Annotated in this window: 20 protein-coding genes; 10 read left to right on the top strand and 10 right to left on the bottom strand. The window is 63.4% G+C overall.

Annotated elements, in window-relative coordinates; all coding sequences use genetic code 11:
* Positions 1-6: 6 nt before the first annotated feature.
* Positions 7-924 carry a LysR substrate-binding domain-containing protein gene (locus tag VGO12_RS17740; protein ID WP_327514060.1) on the bottom strand — a complete coding sequence of 306 codons (918 nt, stop codon included), beginning with the start codon at positions 922-924 and terminating at the stop codon, positions 7-9.
* Positions 925-1,071: 147 nt separating this feature from the next.
* Between VGO12_RS17740 and ycaC the strand changes: the two genes are divergently transcribed.
* On the top strand, positions 1,072-1,698 hold the full coding sequence (gene ycaC, locus VGO12_RS17735; protein WP_327514059.1) for an isochorismate family cysteine hydrolase YcaC: 627 nt from the start codon (positions 1,072-1,074) through the stop codon (positions 1,696-1,698).
* Positions 1,699-1,785: 87 nt separating this feature from the next.
* Here the strand turns inward: ycaC and VGO12_RS17730 are convergent, their stop codons facing one another.
* On the bottom strand, positions 1,786-2,970 hold the full coding sequence (locus VGO12_RS17730) for an MFS transporter (RefSeq protein WP_414650741.1): 1,185 nt from the start codon (positions 2,968-2,970) through the stop codon (positions 1,786-1,788).
* A gap of 299 nt (positions 2,971-3,269) precedes the next feature.
* Entirely contained in the window at positions 3,270-3,686 is a 417-nt protein-coding gene (locus tag VGO12_RS17725) for a DUF2000 domain-containing protein (protein ID WP_414650740.1), read from the bottom strand.
* A gap of 126 nt (positions 3,687-3,812) precedes the next feature.
* On the opposite strand from VGO12_RS17725, the gene VGO12_RS17720 reads away from it, so the two are divergent.
* Positions 3,813-4,298 carry an Lrp/AsnC family transcriptional regulator gene (locus VGO12_RS17720; protein WP_327514058.1) on the top strand — a complete coding sequence of 162 codons (486 nt, stop codon included), beginning with the start codon at positions 3,813-3,815 and terminating at the stop codon, positions 4,296-4,298.
* A 116-nt stretch (positions 4,299-4,414) separates the two neighbouring features.
* On the opposite strand, the gene VGO12_RS17715 is transcribed toward VGO12_RS17720, so the two are convergent.
* Complete coding sequence (locus VGO12_RS17715) at positions 4,415-5,320, bottom strand: LysR family transcriptional regulator (protein WP_327514057.1); 906 nt, start codon at positions 5,318-5,320, stop codon at positions 4,415-4,417.
* A gap of 130 nt (positions 5,321-5,450) precedes the next feature.
* Here VGO12_RS17715 and VGO12_RS17710 point away from each other — a divergent pair, with 130 nt between their 5' ends.
* The 4 genes from VGO12_RS17710 (at position 5,451) to VGO12_RS17695 (ending at position 8,250) form a co-directional block, all read left to right on the top strand.
* On the top strand, positions 5,451-5,930 hold the full coding sequence (locus VGO12_RS17710) for a carboxymuconolactone decarboxylase family protein (RefSeq protein ID WP_327514056.1): 480 nt from the start codon (positions 5,451-5,453) through the stop codon (positions 5,928-5,930).
* Positions 5,931-5,962: 32 nt separating this feature from the next.
* Positions 5,963-6,715: an SDR family oxidoreductase gene (locus VGO12_RS17705; RefSeq protein WP_327514055.1), complete on the top strand. Its 753-nt coding sequence runs from the start codon at positions 5,963-5,965 to the stop codon at positions 6,713-6,715.
* Positions 6,716-6,758: 43 nt separating this feature from the next.
* Positions 6,759-7,163: a cupin domain-containing protein gene (locus VGO12_RS17700; protein ID WP_327514054.1), complete on the top strand. Its 405-nt coding sequence runs from the start codon at positions 6,759-6,761 to the stop codon at positions 7,161-7,163.
* A 76-nt stretch (positions 7,164-7,239) separates the two neighbouring features.
* Positions 7,240-8,250, top strand: coding sequence for a mechanosensitive ion channel family protein (locus tag VGO12_RS17695; RefSeq protein WP_327514053.1), 1,011 nt, complete (start codon positions 7,240-7,242; stop codon positions 8,248-8,250).
* Here VGO12_RS17695 and VGO12_RS17690 read toward each other — a convergent pair.
* The gene (locus VGO12_RS17690) at positions 8,233-8,721 is read right to left on the bottom strand and encodes an Rrf2 family transcriptional regulator (RefSeq protein WP_327514052.1); all 489 of its coding nucleotides are present in this window, start codon (positions 8,719-8,721) and stop codon (positions 8,233-8,235) included. The genes VGO12_RS17695 and VGO12_RS17690 overlap by 18 nt on opposite strands.
* Before the next feature lie 119 nt (positions 8,722-8,840).
* Here VGO12_RS17690 and VGO12_RS17685 point away from each other — a divergent pair, with 119 nt between their 5' ends.
* Positions 8,841-9,743 carry a M23 family metallopeptidase gene (locus VGO12_RS17685; RefSeq protein WP_327514051.1) on the top strand — a complete coding sequence of 301 codons (903 nt, stop codon included), beginning with the start codon at positions 8,841-8,843 and terminating at the stop codon, positions 9,741-9,743.
* Between the two features lie 64 nt (positions 9,744-9,807).
* Entirely contained in the window at positions 9,808-10,443 is a 636-nt protein-coding gene (locus VGO12_RS17680; RefSeq protein ID WP_327514050.1) for a LysE family translocator, read from the top strand.
* 70 nt (positions 10,444-10,513) lie between these two features.
* Here VGO12_RS17680 and VGO12_RS17675 read toward each other — a convergent pair whose 3' ends face one another.
* Complete coding sequence (locus tag VGO12_RS17675) at positions 10,514-11,791, bottom strand: GGDEF domain-containing protein (RefSeq protein WP_327514049.1); 1,278 nt, start codon at positions 11,789-11,791, stop codon at positions 10,514-10,516.
* 189 nt (positions 11,792-11,980) lie between these two features.
* Between VGO12_RS17675 and VGO12_RS17670 the strand changes: the two genes are divergently transcribed.
* Positions 11,981-12,544 (top strand): methylated-DNA--[protein]-cysteine S-methyltransferase, encoded by a 564-nt coding sequence (locus VGO12_RS17670; protein ID WP_327514048.1) that lies wholly within the window; start codon positions 11,981-11,983, stop codon positions 12,542-12,544.
* A gap of 82 nt (positions 12,545-12,626) precedes the next feature.
* On the opposite strand, the gene VGO12_RS17665 is transcribed toward VGO12_RS17670, so the two are convergent.
* From VGO12_RS17665 to VGO12_RS17650, 4 genes are all read right to left on the bottom strand, one after another.
* On the bottom strand, positions 12,627-13,892 hold the full coding sequence (locus VGO12_RS17665) for an alkyl sulfatase dimerization domain-containing protein (RefSeq protein ID WP_327514047.1): 1,266 nt from the start codon (positions 13,890-13,892) through the stop codon (positions 12,627-12,629).
* 102 nt (positions 13,893-13,994) lie between these two features.
* Entirely contained in the window at positions 13,995-17,057 is a 3,063-nt protein-coding gene (locus tag VGO12_RS17660; RefSeq protein ID WP_327514046.1) for an AsmA family protein, read from the bottom strand.
* Between the two features lie 230 nt (positions 17,058-17,287).
* Positions 17,288-18,223, bottom strand: coding sequence for a DUF817 domain-containing protein (locus VGO12_RS17655; RefSeq protein ID WP_327514045.1), 936 nt, complete (start codon positions 18,221-18,223; stop codon positions 17,288-17,290).
* A 128-nt stretch (positions 18,224-18,351) separates the two neighbouring features.
* Positions 18,352-18,834 (bottom strand): hypothetical protein, encoded by a 483-nt coding sequence (locus VGO12_RS17650; protein ID WP_327514044.1) that lies wholly within the window; start codon positions 18,832-18,834, stop codon positions 18,352-18,354.
* A 536-nt stretch (positions 18,835-19,370) separates the two neighbouring features.
* Here VGO12_RS17650 and VGO12_RS17645 point away from each other — a divergent pair.
* The gene (locus VGO12_RS17645; RefSeq protein ID WP_327514043.1) at positions 19,371-21,119 is read left to right on the top strand and encodes a hypothetical protein; all 1,749 of its coding nucleotides are present in this window, start codon (positions 19,371-19,373) and stop codon (positions 21,117-21,119) included.
* Positions 21,120-21,144: the final 25 nt, after the last annotated feature.

Below are 21,144 nucleotides of genomic sequence, written 5' to 3'. Positions count from 1 at the left end.
TGCCCGTCAGGAAAGGCTCTTGTCGATGGCGAGACGTTCGGCGGCGCATTCCTGTGCGAGAAAGTCGATGAAGGTGCGAACGGAGGGCAACAGCCCGCGCCTCGACGGAAAGACGGCGTGCACGATGCCCGAGGCCGGTCGCCATTCCGGCAGCACCGGGACAAGCGTGCCGGCAGCAAGGTCCTTCCAGATCATCATCGACGGCAGTTGCACGATGCCGGCGCCGTCGAGTGCGGCATCGCGCAGGGCCGCCATGTCGTCAGTCAGAAATCGCGGCTGGTGCCGGACGACCGTCCGTTCGCCATTGGTGCATTCAAGGCGCCATTCGTAAGTGTGCGTTGCCGAGGTCCAGGCAAGGCTTTGCAGGCCCACCAGTTGTTCGGGCGACTGGAGCGGTTGCTTGAGGAAACCCGGTCTGGCGACGAGATATTGCGAACTTTCGTCCAGCTTGCGCATGACGAGATCGCTTTTTTCGAGCGGCGGAAACCGGACGCGGATCGAAACGTCAAATCCCTCGGCGATAACGTCGACACGGCGGTTCGTGCTTTCGAGTTGCAGGCCGATTTTCGGATAGGTGGTCATGAAACGCGCAAACAGCCGGCCGAACTGAAACGAAATCAGCGCTGTCGGACAACTGACCTTGAGGATCCCTTGAGGCTCGCCCTGGTGCTGCGCGATATAGGCGTCAGCGGCCTCTGCCTCGACGAGGACGGCGACACAGCGCTGGTAATACTCACGGCCGACATCGGTGACGAAAAAGCGGCGCGGCGAACGCTGGATCAGGCGGACGCCGATCCGGTCCTCGAGCATGGCGATGCGCCGGCTCAGTCGAGATTTTTGCGTGCCGGTCGCCCTTGCTGCCGCCGCAAAGCCGCCATGCTCGACGACTTGGACAAAATAATAAAGGTCGTTCAGATCGTGCATCGTTCTATTGATAGGACGCTGCGTCGAAATTGACAATCTTTTGGCTCCCATCGTTCCGAAGTACCTTGCATTCAGTCACAGCCGATCCGGCGGCAACAAGCGCGCTGCCGACGGTGATCGAAGCCAAAGCCAAGGAAGGATTTTCCAATGACCAAGCCCTATGCACGCCTCAACAAGGATGATGTCGCCGTCCTGCTCGTCGACCACCAGGCCGGTCTCCTGTCGTTGGTGCGCGACTTCGATCCGGACAAGTTCAAGAACAACGTTCTGGCGCTCGGCGATCTCGCCAAGTACTTCAAGCTGCCGACGATCCTGACGACCAGCTTCGAAGACGGCCCGAACGGCCCGCTGGTGCCGGAGCTGAAGGCGTTGTTTCCCGACGCGCCCTACATCGCCCGCCCGGGCCAGATCAACGCCTGGGACAACGAGGATTTCGTGAGGGCGGTGAAGGCGACCGGCAAGAAGCAGCTATTGATCGCCGGCGTCGTGACCGAGGTCTGCGTGGCGTTCCCCGCGCTGTCGGCGATCGAGGAAGGCTTCGAAGTCTTTGTGGTGACCGATGCCTCCGGAACTTTCAACGAAGTGACCCGCGATTCCGCCTGGTCGCGCATGACCGCCGCCGGCGCTCAGCTGATGACCTGGTTCGGCGTTGCCTGTGAACTGCACCGTGACTGGCGCAACGACATCGAGGGCCTTGGAACGCTGTTTTCGAACCACATCCCTGACTATCGCAACCTGATCACCAGCTACAACACCATGGTAGCCCGGAAATAGGCTGCTGCTCGAAGACGCAAGAAGCGCCGGCGGGTCTCCGCCGGCGCTTCTTGCGTTTCTGGTCGATAGTATCCTGGCGGGCCGTCGTCAGGCCCGGCTTGCGGCACGCTCGGCATCCGCTGCTGCGGTTCGGACAGCGGGCTTCAGGCGGCCGGTCAGCAGCAGGCTCGTGACAAGGAACGGCACCAGCACGCCAAGGCCGAAGCGCATGTCGCTATATTCCGCGATCAGGCCGATCAACGGCGGGCCGAGCAGGAAGCCGAGGAGCGCGATGAACGAGAGGATGGCGACGCTGGCGGCTGCCGGGCGATCCGTCTGGTCGGCCGCGGCCGTCACGGCGAGGGGGAAGCCGACGGAAACGCCGAAACCCATGGCGGCAAAGCCGGCCAGTGCTGCCCAGGCCGCCGGGCTTGAGACCACGAGCAGCAAGCCGCAGATGCTGGCCACGCCGCAAGCCCGGGCGACCGCCACCGGTCCGTAGCTCGCTTTCAGCCGGTCGCCGGCAAACCGACCGGTTGCCACCATGAAAGCGAAGATCGAATAGCCGAAACCGGCGCTGGCGCTGGACAGACCGAAAACGTCGCGCAGGAACACGGCAGACCAGTCGGCGACGGCGCCCTCGGTCATGGTGATGCCGAAGACGAAGAAGCAGACGCCGAGAAGCGCCAAGCTCGGCAGTTTCCGCCTCGAAGACGCGGCGTCACCGCCCTTTGCTTCGGCGCTTTGCAACAGCGGCAGCTTGGTGGCGACATAGACGCTGACCGGCAGCATCACGGCGGCGGTGATCGGCACCGCCCATTCCGGCGCCATCTGAAGTGCGGCAAAGCCGACGCCGACCAATGTGCCGGTCATGATGCCGAGGCTCCAGAAACCGTGGCAGGTGCTCATGATCAATTGCCCGGAGTGCTTCTCGATCGCGTCGGCCTCGACATTGAGGCCGAGCTCGAGCGTCGTCAGGGCCGCGCCAACGATGGCGAGCGTCACGAAGAGCTGCTCGATGCTTGTCGCCCATGTCGGCAACCAGACGAGCGCCAGGAAGACGACGAAACCGTAGAGGATGGTGGCGCGGCCGCCGATCCGGGCAACCAGGCGTCCGGCAAACGGCAGCGTCATGAGAATGCCGACCGGCATCCCGAGCAATGCGATCGCCAGTTCGGCCGGTCCAAGCCCAAGTCTTTGCTGCACATCGGGAATGCGCGGCAGCCACGCGCCGAAGGCGATCGGCTGCAGGAAGAAGATCAACATGATGAGGCGTTGATTGGTCAAGCGCATCGGTCCCCCCGACTGGTATGATATCGCGCGAAACAGCTGCGGCAGAGGCGGGACCGCCGAGCCGAGGGTGTTTGGGGCAGTTCTGAAACTGATTTTCAAAGCTTCTCCCGCGGGGTCTGCGCCGTCAAGGCTGCAACAGGCAATCCGCGCGGAAACCCCGGGGTGTCCGCGTTAAATGATCGCAGGTGTTGCGAATGTGCAGCCACCACTCCGTGTATTGGTCTGGTCGCGTGAAAATAATGTACACCGGCGCGACCAATGCGGTGGTGCGTACGACAGCCCGGCGGAGAGGCGGACGATCAGCGCAGCAGTTTCAGCGATCCGGTCAGCGATTTGACCCACCTGGATGCGCCGGCGAGACCAATGCCGTCGATCATCTCCTCGGAAAGGTCGCGGTTTGCAAATTGCGCTTCATAATCGGCATAGCTGTGCAGCATGCGGGCGAAAGCCGGAAACGGCACCACGACGCGGTCCTCGTCCTTCGGCAGTGCCCTCAAGAGCAGTGCGCCGATCGCCCGGCTGTCGGCCTGCAGGATGGGAACGGGTCGGTTGGAGCTGATGTCGATGGTGTTCTGCTTGCTGTCCGTCAGGCGCCTGTTGCCGAGGCCCGGCAGCGCGGCGCCGATGCCGATGGAGATGGCCGCGACGGTATTGGCGAGGTGCCCCGCCGGTAGATCGGGATTGACGATGATGGCGAGGCGGATGTCTTCAGGCACGATGTTCACTCCCTGTTTGGCGAGGGGGAGAATAGGTTGGAATGCCCGGCAGGTTCTTTCGATTGTTGCGGAGGGAGCCGAAATTCTGGTAAAATCTACCTAAGACAAGAAATCTGGAGGTAGAAAATGCCGGCTCCGCTCAGTGCCACCGATGTGAAAATCCTGTCCGCGCTGCAAGGCGATGGCCGCCTGAGCAACCAGGCTCTGTCGGACGCGGTGGGCATGTCTACCTCGCCATGCTGGCGGCGGGTGCGGCAATTGGAGGATGACGGGGTCATTCAGGGCTACATGGCCGTCCTCAATCGGCGCGAGATCGGCCTGGGCGTGCTCGCCTTCATCCGGGTGAAGATCGACAGCCACACGGAGACGGAAGCCGAAGCCTTCGCCGCAGAAGTCATGAAGCTCGACAGTGTCGTTGCCTGCTACAGCATTGCCGGGGACGCCGATTTCCTGCTGCAGGTGGTTTCGGCCGATCTCGACACCTATTCGGACTTCGCCATGAAGGTCGTTCGGCGGCTTCCCTGCATCAAGGAGATGCAGACCACGTTCGTCCTCAAGGAGATCAAGCCCTATGGCGGCGTACCCGTGCGGGCAACGGCGGTGCCACGTTGAGCATGCGGCTGGCGCGACTGGATCATGTCCTTGTTTTGTCGGAACCATGATTTGATCCAACGCTCTGTTGTCACGCACATGCGCACGGAAAACCGCAAGACACTTTTCCGGACGCTCTAGCCGGCGGACGCCATCAGGGGGTCCTCCCTGATGGCGTCGACGAGGAAGTCGAGGACGGTGCGGACCCTCAGCGGCATGTTGCGACGTGACGGATAGACGACACTGATCGGCAGCCGCGCCGGCGGAAAGTCCGGCATGACGTTGACCAGCCGGCCCGCCTCGATGTCGGCTGAAGCAAGGATATGCGAGAGGATTGCAAGGCCGCCGCCGGCCAGAACCGCGCGGTGCACCGCCACTGCATTGTTGGCGACCAGCCTTGGCGCGATGCGCACGAACACCTCGTCGGATCCATCGGAAAAGGTCCAGGCGCGCCCGTCACCGGCGCGGCTGTAGCAGATGCATTCGTGGCCGCTGATCTCGTGCGGTGCCGTTGGCGTATGCCGCCGCTCGAGATAGCCTGGTGCTGCGACCAGAAATGCCGTCGTCCAGCCGATGCGCCGGCACATCAGGCTGCTGTCGGAGACCGGGCCAAGCCGGACCTCAAGGTCGATGCCTTCGCCGACCAGGTCCGACGGCCCTTCGCGGAACATCATTTCGACCGAAAGGCCCGGATGTCGCTCAAGCAGGACATTCAGTCGATCGCTCACATAGAGGCCGAGAGGCGCGGGCAGGGTCAGGCGTACCCGTCCTGTCGCCAGTGCGGCTTCGCCGCAGCTTGCCTCGCTCAGGGCATCGACCGCCTCGACCACCTTCAGCGCCATCGGGATCATGTGTTCACCCTCGGCCGTGAGCGCCAGCGCGTTGGTCGTTCGATGGAGGAGGCGCGTGCTCAGGTGCTCCTCCAGCGCTGACACCTGGCGCGAGACCGCCGGTTGCGTCAATCCGAGGTCGTTCGCGGCGGCTGAGAACGAGCCGGTCTCGGCCACGCGCAGGAAGGTTCTGAGCGCAGAGACGATGTCCATCCGACTTCCCCCAAACGTTTCGGCATAAGGCTTATGCGCCCAGTTTACGCCCACGGCGCTTTACTGTCCAGATATTAAGGATATCTTGTATCCATAAGGATACTGAGTGTCCTTAATAAGGAGAAAAGCCATGACACAGCGCCTGAACTACGCCCAGCACTCGCCTGAGTTTTTCAAGAAGATCTCCGACCTCAGCCTCAGCCTGAGGGACAGCGTCATCGAGCAGACGATCCGCGATCTCGTCAATCTGCGCGCCTCGCAGATCAACGGCTGCGCCTTCTGCGTCGACATGCACGTGAAGGAGGCGAAGATCCACGGCGAGGGCGAGTTGCGCCTCTATCACGTGCCGATCTGGCGTGAATCCAACCTCTTTTCACCGCGCGAGCGGGCAGCGCTCGCCTGGACCGAGGCGCTGACCAAGCTGCCGGAAGGCGGCATTCCCGAGGAGCTGTACGAGCGGGTGCGCGGCCAGCTTTCGGAAAAGGAAATCTCCGACCTGACCTTCTCCATCATGGTCATCAACGCCTGGAACCGCGTCGGCGTCGCCTTCAAATCCGTGCCCGGCTCGGTCGACAAGCTCTACGGCCTCGACAAGGCCGGGCTCAACTGATGCGGCGACAGCCGCCGGCAATGGAGGATCTCATGAAAATCGTCATCATCGGCGGGACCGGCCTGATCGGTTCCAAGACGGTCGAGCGCCTGAGAAGGCGTGGACATGAGGTGGTCGCCGCCTCACCGAACACGGGCGTCGACACAATCACGGGCGAGGGCCTCGCCGGGGCGCTGGCCGGTTGCGACGTCGTCGTCGATCTCGCCAATTCGCCTTCGTTCGAGGACAAGGCGGTGCTCGAGTTCTTCGAGACCTCCGGGCGCAACCTGCTCGCCGCCGAAAAGGCAGCCGGCGTCAGGCATCACATCGCGCTTTCGGTCGTGGGAACCGAGCGGCTGCTCGAAAGCGGCTATTTCCGCGGCAAGCTCGCCCAGGAAAAGCTGATCAAGGCCGGCGGCGTCCCCTATACCATCGTGCACTCCACCCAGTTCATGGAGTTTCTGGGCGGCATCGCGCAATCGGGAACCGTCGGCGACAGGGTCTATCTGTCGCCGGCCTATGTGCAGCCGATCGCATCTGACGATGTCGCCGATGCCATGGCCGAGGTGGCGCTGGACGCCCCCGTCAACGGTACGATCGAGATCGCTGGCCCCGAGCGCGTGCGCCTCAGTGATCTCGTCGCCCGCTATCTCCGGGCGATGGGTGACAGCCGCAAGGTCGAGCCTGATCCCGAGGCCCGGTATTTCGGCGCAAGGCTCGATGACGGTTCGCTCGTCTCCGACAACAACCCGCGCCTTGGCCGCATCACCTTCAAGGACTGGTTCGCCACGGCCCCCCGCAAGTAAGCAGGCGCTTTGCGCCCAAACCGCATCTGAAAGGATTTTCGACATGATCAGGTCCCTCGTTTCCGCATGCGTGATCGCCGCGGCCCTGGCCGGCATGGCCGAGGCCGGTGAAGCCGCCAAGGTCTCGCTCGTCTATGAGCACGAACTGCCGAACGTGCCGGGCAAGAGCATCAAGGGCGTGTTGGTCGAATACGGGCCGGGCGGCTCGTCGGAAGGCCACACCCATCCGAGCACCGCCTTCATCTACGCAACGGTGCTGGAAGGCTCGATCCTCAGCCAGGTCAATGACGGCCCGGTCAAGGAATACAAGGCTGGCGAGAATTTCTCCGAGATGCCCGGCGACCGCCACGGTGTCAGCGCAAACGGAAGCAAGACGAAGCCCGCCAAGCTGCTCGCTGTCTTCGTCGTCGACACCGCCCAGAAGGAACTGACCTATCCCTTGAAATAGGGAACTTGGGGAAGGGCCGGCTTGCCGCCTGTGCCGTGCCGGTCCTTCTTCGCCTGCGAACCCGATGGAGCATGTCATGTACGCCGGCCATCTGCCGCTGCCGCTCATCCTGATCAACCTTCTTGGCGCTGCCGGCATCGCTGTCTGGCATCTGCAAGGGCGTGGCCGTCCCACGGCAAGGCTTGTCGTCCAGATCGTCTTCTTCTGCGTCATGACGACGGTCATGATCGTTGCCGGGCTGGTGCCGCATCGCAGCGGCGACGCGCAGTTTCGGGGCGCTGCCGCCCTTCTCGCCACCTCTGCCCGGGTCTTATGGTGGACGCATCTTGCCTGGTCGCTGATCGGCTTCGTTCGCATCTACATCGTCCTGGAAAAGCGGCCGAAGGAGGCGCGTCTGCTGCAGGACCTTGTCGTCGCCGTCGTCTATCTCGGCGTGGCGCTCTCGATCCTGGGCTTCGTCTTCAACGCTCCGATCGGCACGCTGGTCGCGACCTCGGGCGTTGTTGCAATCATCTTCGGGCTGGCGCTCCAAAACACGCTTGGCGACGTGTTTTCCGGAATCGCGCTGACGGTGGGGCGTCCCTTTGCCATCGGCGACTGGATCGCGCTCAGCGACGGGACGGAGGGGCGCGTGATCGAGAACAACTGGCGCTCGACCTTCCTCCTGACCGGCGCGCACAACGTCGTGGTCCTGCCCAACAGCGCGCTCGCCAAGGTCGGGCTCACCAATTTGAGCCGGCCAGACGAAACGCACCAGGTTCCGTTGCTCGTTCGCGTCCTGCCGGACCGTTCGCCTGAACAGGTCGAGCAGGTGATGCAGGCCGCACTTCTGGCCTGCGCGCGCATCGTCCATGACCCGATGCCGGTCGTCGCCCTGAAGACGATCGATTGCGTGGCGATCGAGGTCGAGCTGCAGTTTCGCGTGAAGAGCCCGGCGGAAAGGACGCCGGCCCGAAACGAAGTGATAACGCGTGTTCACGAGCAATGTCGGCAAGGTGGTCTTTCGCTGGCTCCGCCGGCTCAAGCCTATCTCTATGCGCCGATGGCAGCGACGCAGGTCAGCTTGCCCTCATCCGGCGCGCCCTAGCACCCACTCGAAGCTCTTTTTCCAGAGTTCTGCGGGGATTTCCTTCGACAGCGTGTCGACAAGATCGGACAGGCGCACGCTGCGCAGCTTGCCGCGCCAGGCCTCGTCCGCCTCCCACATGATGCGCGCCACTGCGCAAGGCCCGCTTTCGCAATAGCCGGGCGCACGACAGGGATTGTTGGCTCTGATGTTGGTGCACACAAATGTGCGCGTCTTGCCTTCGACAGCCTCGACGATATCGAGAAAGGTCAGATCCGTCGGCGCTTTCGCCAGCCGGTATCCGCCGGAAGGCCCAAGGGTCGTGTCGACCAGGCCGGCCTGGGAAAGGCTCTGCAGTGCCTTGGACAGATATTCCTTCGGCAGCCCGTGGAACTCCGCCAGCGCCTTGGTCGACAGATACCGGCCTTCGGGCAGGCCGGCGAGAATGGCGCAACAGTGAAGCGCCCATTCGACTTGGCTTTTAAGGATCATGGTTCCGTCCGGCAGATGCCAAATCGCATCTATTAAGGACAAAAAATATCCCTATTTTTCACTCGTGTAAACAGCGCCTACATGAGGACGCTACAAGTGCTGCGGGCAAGGAGATCCTCATGATTGCAATTATCGGTTTCCTCTCTGCCCTGTTCGTGCTGCTGCCGCTGTCCTTCATCTGGCGTCTGTGGCGGCTCGATGCGCCGACCCGTCTCACCTGGCTGCTCGTGCTCTCGGAGACCGCGGCGGTCATCGGCTTGATCCTGATCCTTGGCCGCTGGGATGTCTCGGGCGTCTGGACGCGCCCTGGCCTCGCCGGTCTTGCGCTGGCAGCAGCTGGTGTTTCACTGGTTCGCCATCGCGGCCGGCCGTGGTTTGCCGGGGACCGAGGGTCGCTGGATGCCAGGCTCGCCACGACAGCGCTCTCGCTCCTGATCTTCGGCGCGGCGCTCGCCTACGTCGTCGCCGGGATGGGTCATCACGAGGGGGCCCGCGCGCTTTCGTTTCCGCTTGCCGGCGGGCGCTTCGTCATTGCGCAAGGCGGGGGTATCGCCGTTCTCAACCATCACAGCGATCACCCCGCGCAACGCCACGCTCTCGATATCACCGCCGTCAACGGCGCCGGCTTTCGTGCGGCCGGCCTGCTGCCAAAGGACCCGTCGCGCTACGCCATCTTCGGCAAGGCCGTGGTCAGTCCGTGCGAGGGAACCGTGATCGCCGCGGTCGACGGATTTCCGGATTTGTCGCCGCCGATGACCGATCGAAAAAATGCGGCCGGCAACCACGTGATCCTCTCGTGCGACGGCATCAGGGTGGAGCTTGCGCATCTGCGTGAGGGTAGCATCGTGGCGGCGATCGGCGCACGGCTCGTCACGGGGATGCCGATCGGCGAGGTCGGCAATTCCGGCAACAGTACCGAGCCGCATCTCCACATTCACGCCGTCGACGACCGGTCCGGGGCAGCCGTCCCGATCACCTTCGATGGGCGGGTTCCAGTACGCAACGCGCAATTTTTCCGGTGAAGGATTGGCGCTTTACACGCCCGGTTGAATCGCCAAAGATCGACGGGCAGGGAGGAACGCGTTCATGGAACTTGGGACACTGGCCGGATTTGCGGTCGTCACCTTTGTCGCCGTCGTCACACCGGGGCCGGACGTCATCCTGGCCATGGCCAACGGATCGCGCTTCGGCATGAAAAAAGCGATTGCCGGCATGGTCGGCGTCCTCATCTCGGATTTCTTTCTCATCCTGGCGGTGGCGGCCGGTCTCGGCGCCCTTCTTGCTGCCTCGGAATTCTGGTTCTCCGTCGTGAAATATGCGGGCGCCGCCTATCTCGCCTGGCTCGGCTACAAGATGCTTAAGCCCGGCCGCCGCGACACAATGCAGACCCTGGGCGACGCCAGCCCGGTTCGCCAGGAGACCGCGCTATCCATCTGCCGCCACAGCATGATCGTGGCGATCACCAACCCGAAGGCCTACCTGTTTTTCTCCGCACTGCTGCCGCAGTTCATCAATCCGGCAGAAGCGCAGGTCCCACAGTTCCTGGCGCTGACGGTAGTGTTTTCCGTCGTCGAGTTTGCGGTCATGTTCGGCTACGCCCTCGTCGGCTTCAAGACCACGCAGTTTGCGGCATCCTCCATGCGCCGCTGGATGGAAAAGGGGTGCGGCGGCGCCCTCCTGTTGTCCGCCGCTTCGCTTGCAATGGTGAAACGCGCCAACTGATCGAGGTTGCCGTTTCCACCGCCAGCAACGTTATCGGCAACCGCGAGTGGGGAGCCGGAGACAGAACGCGTCAAGGGAAAGCGGACTGTCTTGGCGCAGCAGTGCCGCCCGATGTGCGCAGGGACAGCTGCGCTGGCCGGTTTGATGACAGATCGCGGTGGTCCGGGCCGGCGGCAAACTGTGGGGTACCGTTGTTCTCGATCGACCACACGTTGTTGCGGCCGGCCGCCTTTGCCGCGTAAAGCGCGGCGTCGGCGGCGCAGATGATCTCGTGCGATGTCGACCGACCCGCCATTTCCGCGATGCCGATGCTGACCGTTGCCGACAGAACGCCCTTGGGGGTGACGAACCGGCGTCCTTCGAAGACGGCGCGGATGTCGTTTGCGAGGAGGATCGCCTTCTTGCCGCCAGAGCCGGGGAGGCAGACGGCGAACTCCTCGCCGCCGAGGCGAGCGACGAAGGCGCCGCCGGGCACGCTTCTGGAAACAACGTCGGCAAAATCGATGAGCACCTCGTCGCCGACCGCATGGCCGAAGCGATCGTTGATCGTCTTGAAGTGATCGATGTCGAGATAGAGAAATGCCCCTCCGGTCGGGGTCGTCGCCAGATGCTGGTCGAGCTGATCCAGGAATGCGCGGCGATTCGGGACACCTGTCAGGGCATCCGTCTCCGATGCACGCTTGTAGCGCTGCTGCGTCCGTTCTTTCACCAGCGCGAAAAAGGCAAAGCCGCCCGCCAGGCAATGCAGGAACAGCTCGAAGGTCACGAACTGATACCACAGCGGCTGCTGCGTTCCCGAGGCGCTGTTACCGGCGAGTGGCCACAACAGGATGAGCGGGATGCGGATGAGATAGAACACGCCATGGCTGACGAAGACGAAAGCGACGATATAGGCGCTTGGCAGCTTCAGGAAATTGTCGGATCGCAAGACTTCGAAGGCGACGAGCGCGGAGTATACGAAGATCAGCACCGAGTAGAGCACGATCCGGCTGGTCACGCTGTCGCGAAAGTGGTCGGAAAAGTAGGTAACGGCGATCCAGAGGATCGGGCCGGCCAGGGCCCAGACGATCTTGAGCGACCGATCGTCGAAGGCGCGCAAGCCGAGCCAGATCATCGAAAGCGCCAGGACCGCAAGCGCATTGCCGAGCGAGATGGTGACGAACTGGTAGCCGTCCCCACGCACGGCCAGAAGCACGAAGCCGATCGCGCCGGTGAAGAAGGCCGACGACCAGAGCAGGAGTTCGAGGCTCCTACGTTCCTGCCACCAGGCAAGGCCAAAAAAAGCGCCGAAGATGAGCAGCGTCGCAAACGAGCTGAACATGATCGTCGGGGTATGCAGCGGGCCCACTCTAACCTCCTGGTTGTGGCGGGAACCATTGCCGAAGAACCGTAAAGCTTTCGCAAATGGTGGGACCGCCGCCAGCACCGGCGCCGACCGCAGGGCGTCGGGAAAGATCTGTGTCAGGCAGGAAACGGGTTGAATTCCGGCCCGGATCGCACGATTTTTGTTGGAAACGTATCGGCGGAGGCTGGGTCGATGGGCCAGGCAAGACATCACTATTTCGTCTTTGATACCGTTGCCGGCTATTGCGGCATCGCCTGGAACGACGTGGGCATCACGCGGTTTCAGCTGCCGACCCGTGCGGCCGAGGCGACCGAACGATTGCTGCTGCGGCGCGTTCCGGACGCCGCGCCCTCGCCACCGACAGCCGAGATCCGCGACGTGGTCGATGCGGTCCGGCGGTACTTCGAGGGGGCCGAAGTCGATTTTTCCGGCTTCAAGGTCGATCTTGACGGGCAGGACGCGTTTTTTATGCGGATCTATGCCGCTGCACGCGCACTGCGCTGGGGCCAGACGACCACCTATGGTGCGTTGGCAAAGGAGCTCGGTGCCGGGCCGGAAGCCGCGCGCGATGTCGGGCAGGCAATGGCCAGGAACCCGGTTTCGTTGATCATTCCCTGCCACCGGGTGCTTGCGGCCGGCGGCAAGATTGGCGGCTTCTCGGCGCCGGGCGGTTCGACCGCAAAAACCCGCATGCTGGAACTGGAGGGTGTTCGCCTCGGACCGCCCGAACCCGCGCAGCAGGCCTTCGGCTTCTAAGGACTGCCGCGCGAAGCGCCTGGTTGGCAGCACGGCGTGCGCCCATGTGCACACACCAGGGGCCCCCATGGCCCGGGGATGCTCAACCCTTGGATCGCTCCTCGGCGTCGCGTGCGTAGACCGCCAGAAATGCCTTGCCCATGAGGGTGCTCTCGGCCTCGATGCTTTGCCTGAGAACGGCGGCGCGTGTGGCCTGGATGCCGGGATCGTCCGGCGCTGCGGCGCTGGCGAGCTCGACCAGTTCAAGTGCGAGACGCAACTGTCCGGTTTTGGCGAGGACGGCGGCTCTCTCGCCGAGCTTGTCGGCGCCGCCGGCGAGTTCGGCCAGCTCCGACGCAAGATCCGCTGCGCGCGCCGGCTTGAGATGGGCGGGGTTACCGTCAAACCAGCCTGCATAGAAGTGATAGATGGCGCGGACCAGAAACTCCGGATCATCGTATTTCGCAATAAGATACGGCTTGTCGAGAGTGGCGGCCGGCACCTTCACTGTGTGCAGGACTTCGTTCAGCGTCGCGCCCCTGTTGACCAGCGCAAGCGTCTCGCCGACGAGATGCTCGAGGGGCTCGGCGCCGTCGCCGAGCATCTGAGCCGCGCGCTCCGCGCCAAAGACGACCGGGCCATGGCCGGGAATGAGGATCGACGGGCGGAGCTGCTGCATCCGCCTCAGTGCGGTCGCCCACTCCGCCGCATAGCGCTGCACCTTGCGTGGGTTGCCGGCATTGGGAAATACCCAGATGACGAAGTCGCCGCTCGCGAGCACCCGTTGCTCCGGCAGCCAGACGAAGGTCGCGTCGTCCGTTTCGCCGCGGCCGTGGAACAGCTCGATCCGTTCTCCGCCGATCGAAAGGGAAAGGGCATCGTCATAGACCATATCGGGCTGCCTCTGGCCGATCGGGTAGACGTAGCCCGGCATGTTGAACTGCTGGCCCTGGACGATGCTGTTGAAGCCATGGGAGGCCTCGTAACGGTCCATGCGCCGCTTGACGTTGCGGTGCGCGACGATCCGTGGCCGCGGCAGGCCGCGCGCATCCGCCTCCGCGTCGATCACGGTGATCCCGCTTGTGTGATCGATGTGGCCGTGGGTGAAGATGACGGTGTGGATCGGGCTGTCGTCCCAGGAGCGCACGATGTCGAGCGTCCGGCTGGCGGTGTCCGGCTTTGCGGTGTCGATCAGCACCAGTCCTTCTGTTGTCCGGATCGCCGTCACACTGCCACAGAAATAGGTCGTGTGGACGGTGATGATGTTGTCGCTGACCTTGGTGATGGCGCCGTGCGAAACCGCAGACGTCCATTCTTCCATCGGGGCGCTGCCGTCCCAAAGGCGCTCGAACAGGGGATCGTGTCGCATGGTGTTCCTCGAAGCAAAGCGGCCGATACGTTTAGCACCGCCGGCCCGGAATGGAAGCGCGGCCGGATGTTGTTTTGCCCCGGCCTGGGTATTCCGATTCTGCTATTGAAGAATCTGGTTGAACAGCTTGCCGAGCGCGCCGCCTTCTTCCTTCGGCTGGTCCGCCTGCGGTTGTTGATCCTGCTCTGCCGCCTCCGGGGGCTGCTGCTCGGTTGCCGTGTCGGGCGACGTCTGTTCGTCGGCTGGTTGAGGGGGAGGCGCTTCGCCGGCTTCTGCTCCCTTGCCGCCGATGATCTGCTCGATCGAGACTGCGCCGTCATCGGCCTTGGGCGGTTTGCCGAGCGCGCCGCCGATGATGTCGCGCAGCGCCCCGCTCTTGCCGCCTTTCGACAGCAGTTCGTCAAGCTTCAGCTTGTCGGTCGGCAGTCCGAATTTCTTCAGGGCCGAAAGCGCTGCATCGGGGTCCTTCAGCAGTCCGGAGAGATCCGGGTAGATGCGCGGCGCGGCAAACGAACCCTCGATGACGACGGGAACACCGATGCCTTCGGTCGCAATGTCGCCCCCCTGGCCCTGCAGGGAAGCGACCACGCGCGGATCGAGGCGGAAGTTCAACTGATCGTCGGGAATGTTTGCCTGGCCGCTGCCGCTCATGCGCACGAGCGGGCCGATCATCTTGATGTCATCGGTCCGGGCGATGCCGTTCTCGATCGCGAACGACGCGCCGAGCTCCGTGAAACCCGTCGCCGTGTTGTCGTTCTGCTTGAAACCCGACGACATCAGGCCGACGAGGTTGTTGTAGACATCCGCAACGTCGATGCCGCGGATCGCGCCGTCGGAAAACCGCACATTGGCCGTGCCCTGCAGCGATCGTTTCAGCGCTCCTGTGGTGCCGCCGGCGCCCGCAATATCGAACTTGGCTTCCAGCGCACCTTCGAGATGCTTGAAATTGGCGAGATCGGCCAGAAGCGGAGCCGACGAGGCGCCGGAAATGGATGCCTTCACGGTGATCGACGGCTCGGAACCCGATCCGTCCGCCCGCAAGCTCGCCGCTGCCTTGCCGCCATAGAAGGGGCTTTCGGGCAGATCGAGGTTTGCCACGCCGCCGGACACCACCAGCGTCGTTGCGACGGGGCCGGCAAAGACGCGACCGTATCCGAGCTTCTCGGCATCCACCTTGATGGACGCTTCGATCGAGCGGAGCGAAGACAGGTCGAGGGGGGCGTCGGCCACCGGCCCGTTGCCGGCCTTGGCCTTGGCGTTGGAGCGCGGGGCAGCCGATGGCGCGCCTGCAAGTCGCGCCAGATCAAGTTCGGCAAACCGCAGTGCGCTCGAGATCTTCAGCGGGCTCCCGAGCTCTACCGCCCCGCTGCCATTGGCCTCGACGCCATTGACGGACAGCGCGGCGTTGTCAAACGAAATGCCGTCGGGCCTCGCGCTGAGATTGCCGTTGAAGGCGAACTGATCGATGCTGTCGCCACCGCCCTGACCCGCCCAGGCAAGCAGTGCTCCGAGGTCCGGCGTCGAAAAATTCACCTTGCCTGCATATCCGCCCGTAAGAGCCAGCTTGCCTTCAAGCGCCAGCGCCGCCTCCTTCATGCGCAAGGCCAGCGTCAGAGGGATGTCTCCCGTCCCGGACCCGGCTGCCGAAATCAGATCGGGGAGGGGCGTCTGCAGGTCGACGGTCGCCGATTTCCCACGCCAGGCGATATCGCCTGCAAGACGCGCGGGCTTGCCGAGACCATCGACCTTGATGGCGAGTTTCTTGGTCCGTACCTCGGACATCGAAGCATCGGCAATCCCGGGCACGATCAGGGTGGCGTTTTGAAGATTGGCGACGCCCGCCACGTTGATCGTCTGGCGCAGGGACGCGGTATCCACGCCGCGAAATGCAAAACCGGTGTCCGTGGTCAGGGTTCCGGTGAGTGGCACGGATTGCCCGGCAAGGTTCGCCAGCTTCGCAATGTCGAGGCCGTTGCTGACGATGCGCCCCTGAAACGTCGGCGGGCTTTTGCGCACATCGGTCTCGATATCGGCTGACAGTCCTCCGGCGTCGATGCCGAGATGCGCGAGCTTCCCGGTGAAGAGCCCGTCCTTGAGCGTCGCGGTCAACGCGACGTCGGAGGCGGAAATCTCGCCGAGCGTCAGTGCGCCGACATTGACGCTGATATCCGCGTCGAAGCCGGCAAGCGCTTCGATGCCTGCCGAGGCCGGTTTTGTGGTCGTTTCGGATTGCCCCGCGGATTGGGACGCGGTCGAGGATCCAGTTGCCGAAAACGCGCCGATGTCCAGCCGGTCGGCGCTGAGGTCGGCGAGGAAACGCGGGCGGCTCCCGGGGACGTACAATGCGTCGAGGCCGAGCGCCTCCTCGCCCAGGAGCAGCTTTCCGCCGCGGATCTGGTAGCTGCCGTTGGCATTGAGCGCCACCTGTCCGTTTGCCTTCACCTCGTCGAGGCCGGGCGCGAGCACCGGGTCGGTTTTGAGCGAGATGTCGAGCTCGGCCGGCTTGCGTTCGAGCAGCGGGCGGAGCGGTGAAACGGCGAGCGTGAGTTCGTAGCGCCGCCCTTCGACGCCGGCACCGGCCGAAAGCGACAATTCACCGTCGATGTCGGGAACGGCGAGCGTGAGATCGAGATCGCTTGCGATCTGCGTCGCGCCAGTCGCGTCCTCCTTCTCGAGGATGCCTTTATCGATCGACACACTGTCGATTGCGCTGCGTTCGAGAAAGGCGACAAGGGCGGCGAGCGGGTCAGCGACCTTCGGCTGCGTTTCGCCGCCGCTCTCGGATTGAGCGATGACATCCTCAACGGAATCCTCAACGGAATCCGCGCTCTGGCGTATCGTCACCACCGGGCGCGTCAGCCGGACCTCTCGGATGTGCAGGCGCTCCGACCAGAGCGATGAGACTGTTACGGAACCGGCAACCGCGTCAATTCGTGCCGTCACACCGTCGGCCTCAAGCGCGACGTTTTCGGCGACAACCGCCAGATGGGGAACGACCGAAAGCCTGACCGGGCCGTTCAGCGCGATCGTACTTCCGGTTGCGCCGGAGAGTTGCCGCGCGAGTTCCGCACGCATCCAGTCACTCGAAACGAAACTCGGCAGGATGACGAGGGAAACGGCGACGAGGACGCCGAAGGCGAGCAGGCAAAGAAAGAAACGCCGCATGTGTCTCTCCGTTGCTACTGCATGTTTCCTTTGATCGTAGCCGACTAAAGGACAAAAACATGCAGCAATTCAAAATGCTACAGCGACCTTTGCGCGTCTGATCAGACGCGCGGCGCTGTAGAGCGGTTGATTCGGTATGGTTTGCCAGGGAGGGGCGATTTGCAACTCTTCACAGCCGTTCTTCGGCCTCGAGCGGGCCAAGCCGGACCGGAGCGGGATTGCGGCGCACGTTATCCGGCAGCCTTGCCGCCGATCTCCGTAGCTGGCGCCAGGATGTCCGCCACGCGTGCATCTGCGGTGTCGGGCTGTCGCTTCGGGCGGTGCACGAGCGTGACCAGGACGAAGGACAGGATCATCAGCAGGTACCAGGCGCCGAGCTTCTGCAGCGAAACCGGTGACCAGCCCGCCGCTTGCGAAGGGTATATCCAGGCGCGTGACCAGGTGCCGATGTTTTCGGCAAACCAGATGAACAGGGCGACCAGCAGGAAGCCCAAAAGCAGCGGCATGCGATGGCGGAACCGGAAGACGCGGTAGTGCACCGTGGTGCGCAGGAAGAGAATTGCGGTGGCGCCGAACAGGAGATAGCGCAGGTCGATGATGTAGTGGTGGCTGAAGAAATTGACGTAGATCGCCAACGCCAGGAGCAAGGTCGCAGCGAGCGGAGGATAGTTGCTGTATCGCATGTCGAGAATGCGGGTGACGCGGGCGAGATAGGAGCCGACGGCGGCGTACATGAAGCCTGAAAACAACGGCACGCCACCAATCCGGAAGAGATTCGGCTCGGGATAGACCCAGGACCCGACCGACGTCTTGAAGATCTCCATCAGAGTTCCGACGATGTGGAAGATCAGGATGACCTTGGCTTCGGCGAGTGTCTCGAGCTTGAAGGCGATAAGCGCGAACTGGATGAGAAGCGCGGCCAGGAAGAGGAAGTCGTAGCGGGCAAGGCCGATATCCTCCGGCCACCACAGCCGTGTAGCCAGCATGAGGCCGAGCATCGCGCCGCCGAAGACACAGGCGAAGGCCTGCTTGATGCCGAAGACGAGAAACTCGGTCAGTCCGCCGAGGATGCCGCTGGCCGGAAGCCTGTCGAGCAGGCGGTGGGCGGTAGCGTCGATGCGTGCTTCGCGGCTGGTAAACCGCTCTTCGCCCGTCCATTTGTCCATCGAACATCGCCTCCGCATCGCCCTCTCGATGCGATGGCCCGATATTGCGGTTGAATTGTGGACGTCCGGAAACCATGCCGCGTGGTCGCCCGGCGACGACTGTGGCGCGTCTCGCCGGGGATCGCCGCTTAACGCGGGAAGGAATAGCGATCGACGATCGCCCAGATGTCCCGGTTGACCTCCTGCAACTGCTCGATGACCTCGTTGATCCGTGCGATCTCGGCATCGTTGATCTGTTCGATCTTGCCGTACTTGATCGTATCCTTGCTGTCGAAGATCGCCATCAGCTGCGTGCTCGCCTGATCGCCGGTTTCGTCGAAGGAGTAGATGCAATGACTGTATTTGTTGCGCAGTTTCGCCTGCCGGCCCAGCTGCTGGGTGATCGCCAGGATCTCCTGGCGCTGGACGGCCGGTGTCTTGCCCATCTTGGTCAGCCGCTCGACGAGCTCGATGCGGGCCCGCGTGGTGTTGAGCGTGAGAAAGATGACGATCGCGGTTTCCTTGTCCACGCGGGCAAGGCCGGCGATCAGATAGATCAGCAAACTCTCGGTGTTGGTCCACGTATAGTTGAGTTGTCCGATCAACAGTAGGATTTCGTGAAATCTCGCCATGGGCTCCTGCCAACGCTCGCCAATCGCCAATCCGTTCTTCCAGAATACCGCATTCCTGCCGGCAGTAAATTTGTTCTCGCGACGGACGAGCAGGCCCCGGAAAGCAGCGGTTGGACCGCTGTTTGGTCGCGGCCAGCCGCAGGTTGATAGCCACATTTTACCTAACCCACGGGTGAAGATTTCAGGGGCCTGTCGCTAGCCCGCGAAGGTTAGCCCGAACTGACAACTTACAATGTGTGTCGGTTTTAGACAGACTCCCCCCTGCAACCGGCGAGCAGGACGCAAACAGGCCCCTAAGGGCGAGCACTGCATCGAATGGAAATGCCCAGTTGGGTACCTGTTCCGGTCCTCTCGGCCCAGTAAGGGGAGAGGCAAGAAAAAAGCGATCGAAGATATCGGCATGAGGGCGACTAGGCGCCCGGAGGAAACCACTTCACGAAGTTCACTAAGTTCAACACGTAGCCCGCGCATGGCCCAAATCCGCGTATGAGAAGAATGCGGCTCGGCTGTCGCGGCCTCAACTTGAGGTGATCGTTATGAGCAAGGACAAGAATATCCTGTGGCCATGGGATGACAGCCAGTCTCAAGATCAAGACCAGGACCAGGGACAAGGCCAGGGTCAGGGACAGTTGCAGGCGGAGCTGCAGGGCCAGCTTCAGGGTCAAGGACAAGGCCAGGGACAAGGCCAGGACCAGGGCCAGGGACAAGATCAGGGCCAGGGCCAGGATCAGGGCCAGTCGCAATACAGCGAATCCTACAATGGCAACCTGAACGGCAACGGCAACCTGAATGGCAACGGCAACGCCAATGGTAATGCCAACGGCAACGGCAACCTGAACGGTAACGGCAACGCCAACCTGAACGGCAATGGCAACGCCAACCTGAACGGCAACGGCAACGCCAATCTGAATGCCAACCTCAACGAAAACAGCAGCCACGTCGATGTCGACAGCAAGACGACCGTCGATGTGGATGTCGATCTCGACCTCAGCGGCTACAAGCCGTCGGACGACGACTTCGCCGATATCGACCACTCGAATATCCACGGCATGGCGAACACGAGCTTCAAGGACATCCTGAACGGCTCGATGAACGGCAACAGCAACGTTGCCAACGTCTTCAGCCAGAACGCCATCATGTCGGATGACGACAGTGCGTCGGACATCAACAACAGCGGTACGCTCAACCAGAACGGCGACGCCAATGCCGGGGACGCACATTCGGGCGACGGCATCCGCGCCGGTGCGGACGGCGGTGAAGGCGGAAGCAAGGCCTACGCCAATGGTGGCGACGGCGGTGATGGCGGCCATACGGTCGGCGGCTTTGCCGGCGCTGGCGACGGTGACGGCGGCGACGCAGACAACAATGCCGATGCGACCGGCGGTGCCGGGCTCGGTGGCATCGCAGCCAGCGTCGGTGTTGGCGGTTCGGCCAGCAGCGGTGACGCAACCGGTGCAGCCGCGACGGCTGGTGCCGGTGCGGCCGGCGGTGCGGGCCTCGGCGTCGGTCTCGGCCTTGGCGTCGGCCTCGGCGTCGGTGCTGCAGCCGGCGGTGACGGCGGCAGCAATGGCGCTGGCAACGGCGGGACCAGCGGCGACGTAGCCAGCGGCCCGGCCGGAGCCTCGGACGCCGGTGACGGCGGCGACGCCGGCGGCTTCGTCCTGCCGATCCTGAACTTTGGTGGCGACGGTGGCGACAGCAATGGCGGCAACAGTGTCGCGGTCGGCGATACCGGTGATGCCAATGGCGGTAACGCCGGCAACTCCGGCGACGGTGGCGACGGCTTTGGTGCAGGCCTCGGTGCAGGCGCCGGTTTCGGTGCGGGTGCCGGTATCGGTGGCGCCGGTGGTTCCGGCGGCGATGCCTTTGCGACAGGCGGAGCCAGCGGTGATGCGACCGGCGGCGACGGCACGGGCGGCGCTGCAACCGGTGGCCATGGCCTTGGCGGCCTTGCGCTGACGGGTTCGTGGGCTGCGGGCGGCGACGGTGGCGACGCCTATGGTGGTCACGCCTTTGGCGGCGACGGCGGTGCCGGCGGTGCCGGTGGCTTTGCAACGAATGGCGATGGCGGCGCGGGTGGCAGCGCTGGCATGTGGGGCTCGTACAATGGTGATGACAGCTTCGTTGAGGGGCTCTCCTCGGCTTCGGCAGATGCCGTCATCGACACCAATGCCTTCAACCAGCAGATCGTGCTCGGTGCGAACCTCCAGGGCAACACGATCGACATGACAGTCGTCGGTGGTGACTACACGACAACCGCTGTCGGCGACGACGACAACACCTGATCGATCAGGCGATGTCGAACCGCAT

This window comes from Ensifer sp. (assembly GCF_035999135.1).
GTDB lineage: Bacteria > Pseudomonadota > Alphaproteobacteria > Rhizobiales > Rhizobiaceae > Ensifer.
Note: the sequence above shows the minus strand (reverse complement) of the source record. Positions and strands in the feature narration are given on the sequence as shown.

Excerpts from the sequence above, each read along its gene's own strand:
- VGO12_RS17740 (WP_327514060.1), bottom strand. The coding sequence starts at position 924 with ATGCACGATCTGAACGACCTTTATTATTTTGTCCAAGTCGTCGAGCAT.
- ycaC (WP_327514059.1), top strand. The coding sequence starts at position 1,072 with ATGACCAAGCCCTATGCACGCCTCAACAAGGATGATGTCGCCGTCCTG.
- VGO12_RS17730 (WP_414650741.1), bottom strand. The coding sequence starts at position 2,970 with ATGCGCTTGACCAATCAACGCCTCATCATGTTGATCTTCTTCCTGCAG.
- VGO12_RS17720 (WP_327514058.1), top strand. The coding sequence starts at position 3,813 with ATGCCGGCTCCGCTCAGTGCCACCGATGTGAAAATCCTGTCCGCGCTG.
- VGO12_RS17715 (WP_327514057.1), bottom strand. The coding sequence starts at position 5,320 with ATGGACATCGTCTCTGCGCTCAGAACCTTCCTGCGCGTGGCCGAGACC.
- VGO12_RS17710 (WP_327514056.1), top strand. The coding sequence starts at position 5,451 with ATGACACAGCGCCTGAACTACGCCCAGCACTCGCCTGAGTTTTTCAAG.
- VGO12_RS17705 (WP_327514055.1), top strand. The coding sequence starts at position 5,963 with ATGAAAATCGTCATCATCGGCGGGACCGGCCTGATCGGTTCCAAGACG.
- VGO12_RS17700 (WP_327514054.1), top strand. The coding sequence starts at position 6,759 with ATGATCAGGTCCCTCGTTTCCGCATGCGTGATCGCCGCGGCCCTGGCC.
- VGO12_RS17695 (WP_327514053.1), top strand. The coding sequence starts at position 7,240 with ATGTACGCCGGCCATCTGCCGCTGCCGCTCATCCTGATCAACCTTCTT.
- VGO12_RS17690 (WP_327514052.1), bottom strand. The coding sequence starts at position 8,721 with ATGATCCTTAAAAGCCAAGTCGAATGGGCGCTTCACTGTTGCGCCATT.
- VGO12_RS17685 (WP_327514051.1), top strand. The coding sequence starts at position 8,841 with ATGATTGCAATTATCGGTTTCCTCTCTGCCCTGTTCGTGCTGCTGCCG.
- VGO12_RS17680 (WP_327514050.1), top strand. The coding sequence starts at position 9,808 with ATGGAACTTGGGACACTGGCCGGATTTGCGGTCGTCACCTTTGTCGCC.
- VGO12_RS17670 (WP_327514048.1), top strand. The coding sequence starts at position 11,981 with ATGGGCCAGGCAAGACATCACTATTTCGTCTTTGATACCGTTGCCGGC.
- VGO12_RS17665 (WP_327514047.1), bottom strand. The coding sequence starts at position 13,892 with ATGCGACACGATCCCCTGTTCGAGCGCCTTTGGGACGGCAGCGCCCCG.
- VGO12_RS17660 (WP_327514046.1), bottom strand. The coding sequence starts at position 17,057 with ATGCGGCGTTTCTTTCTTTGCCTGCTCGCCTTCGGCGTCCTCGTCGCC.
- VGO12_RS17655 (WP_327514045.1), bottom strand. The coding sequence starts at position 18,223 with ATGGACAAATGGACGGGCGAAGAGCGGTTTACCAGCCGCGAAGCACGC.
- VGO12_RS17650 (WP_327514044.1), bottom strand. The coding sequence starts at position 18,834 with ATGGCGAGATTTCACGAAATCCTACTGTTGATCGGACAACTCAACTAT.
- VGO12_RS17645 (WP_327514043.1), top strand. The coding sequence starts at position 19,371 with ATGAGCAAGGACAAGAATATCCTGTGGCCATGGGATGACAGCCAGTCT.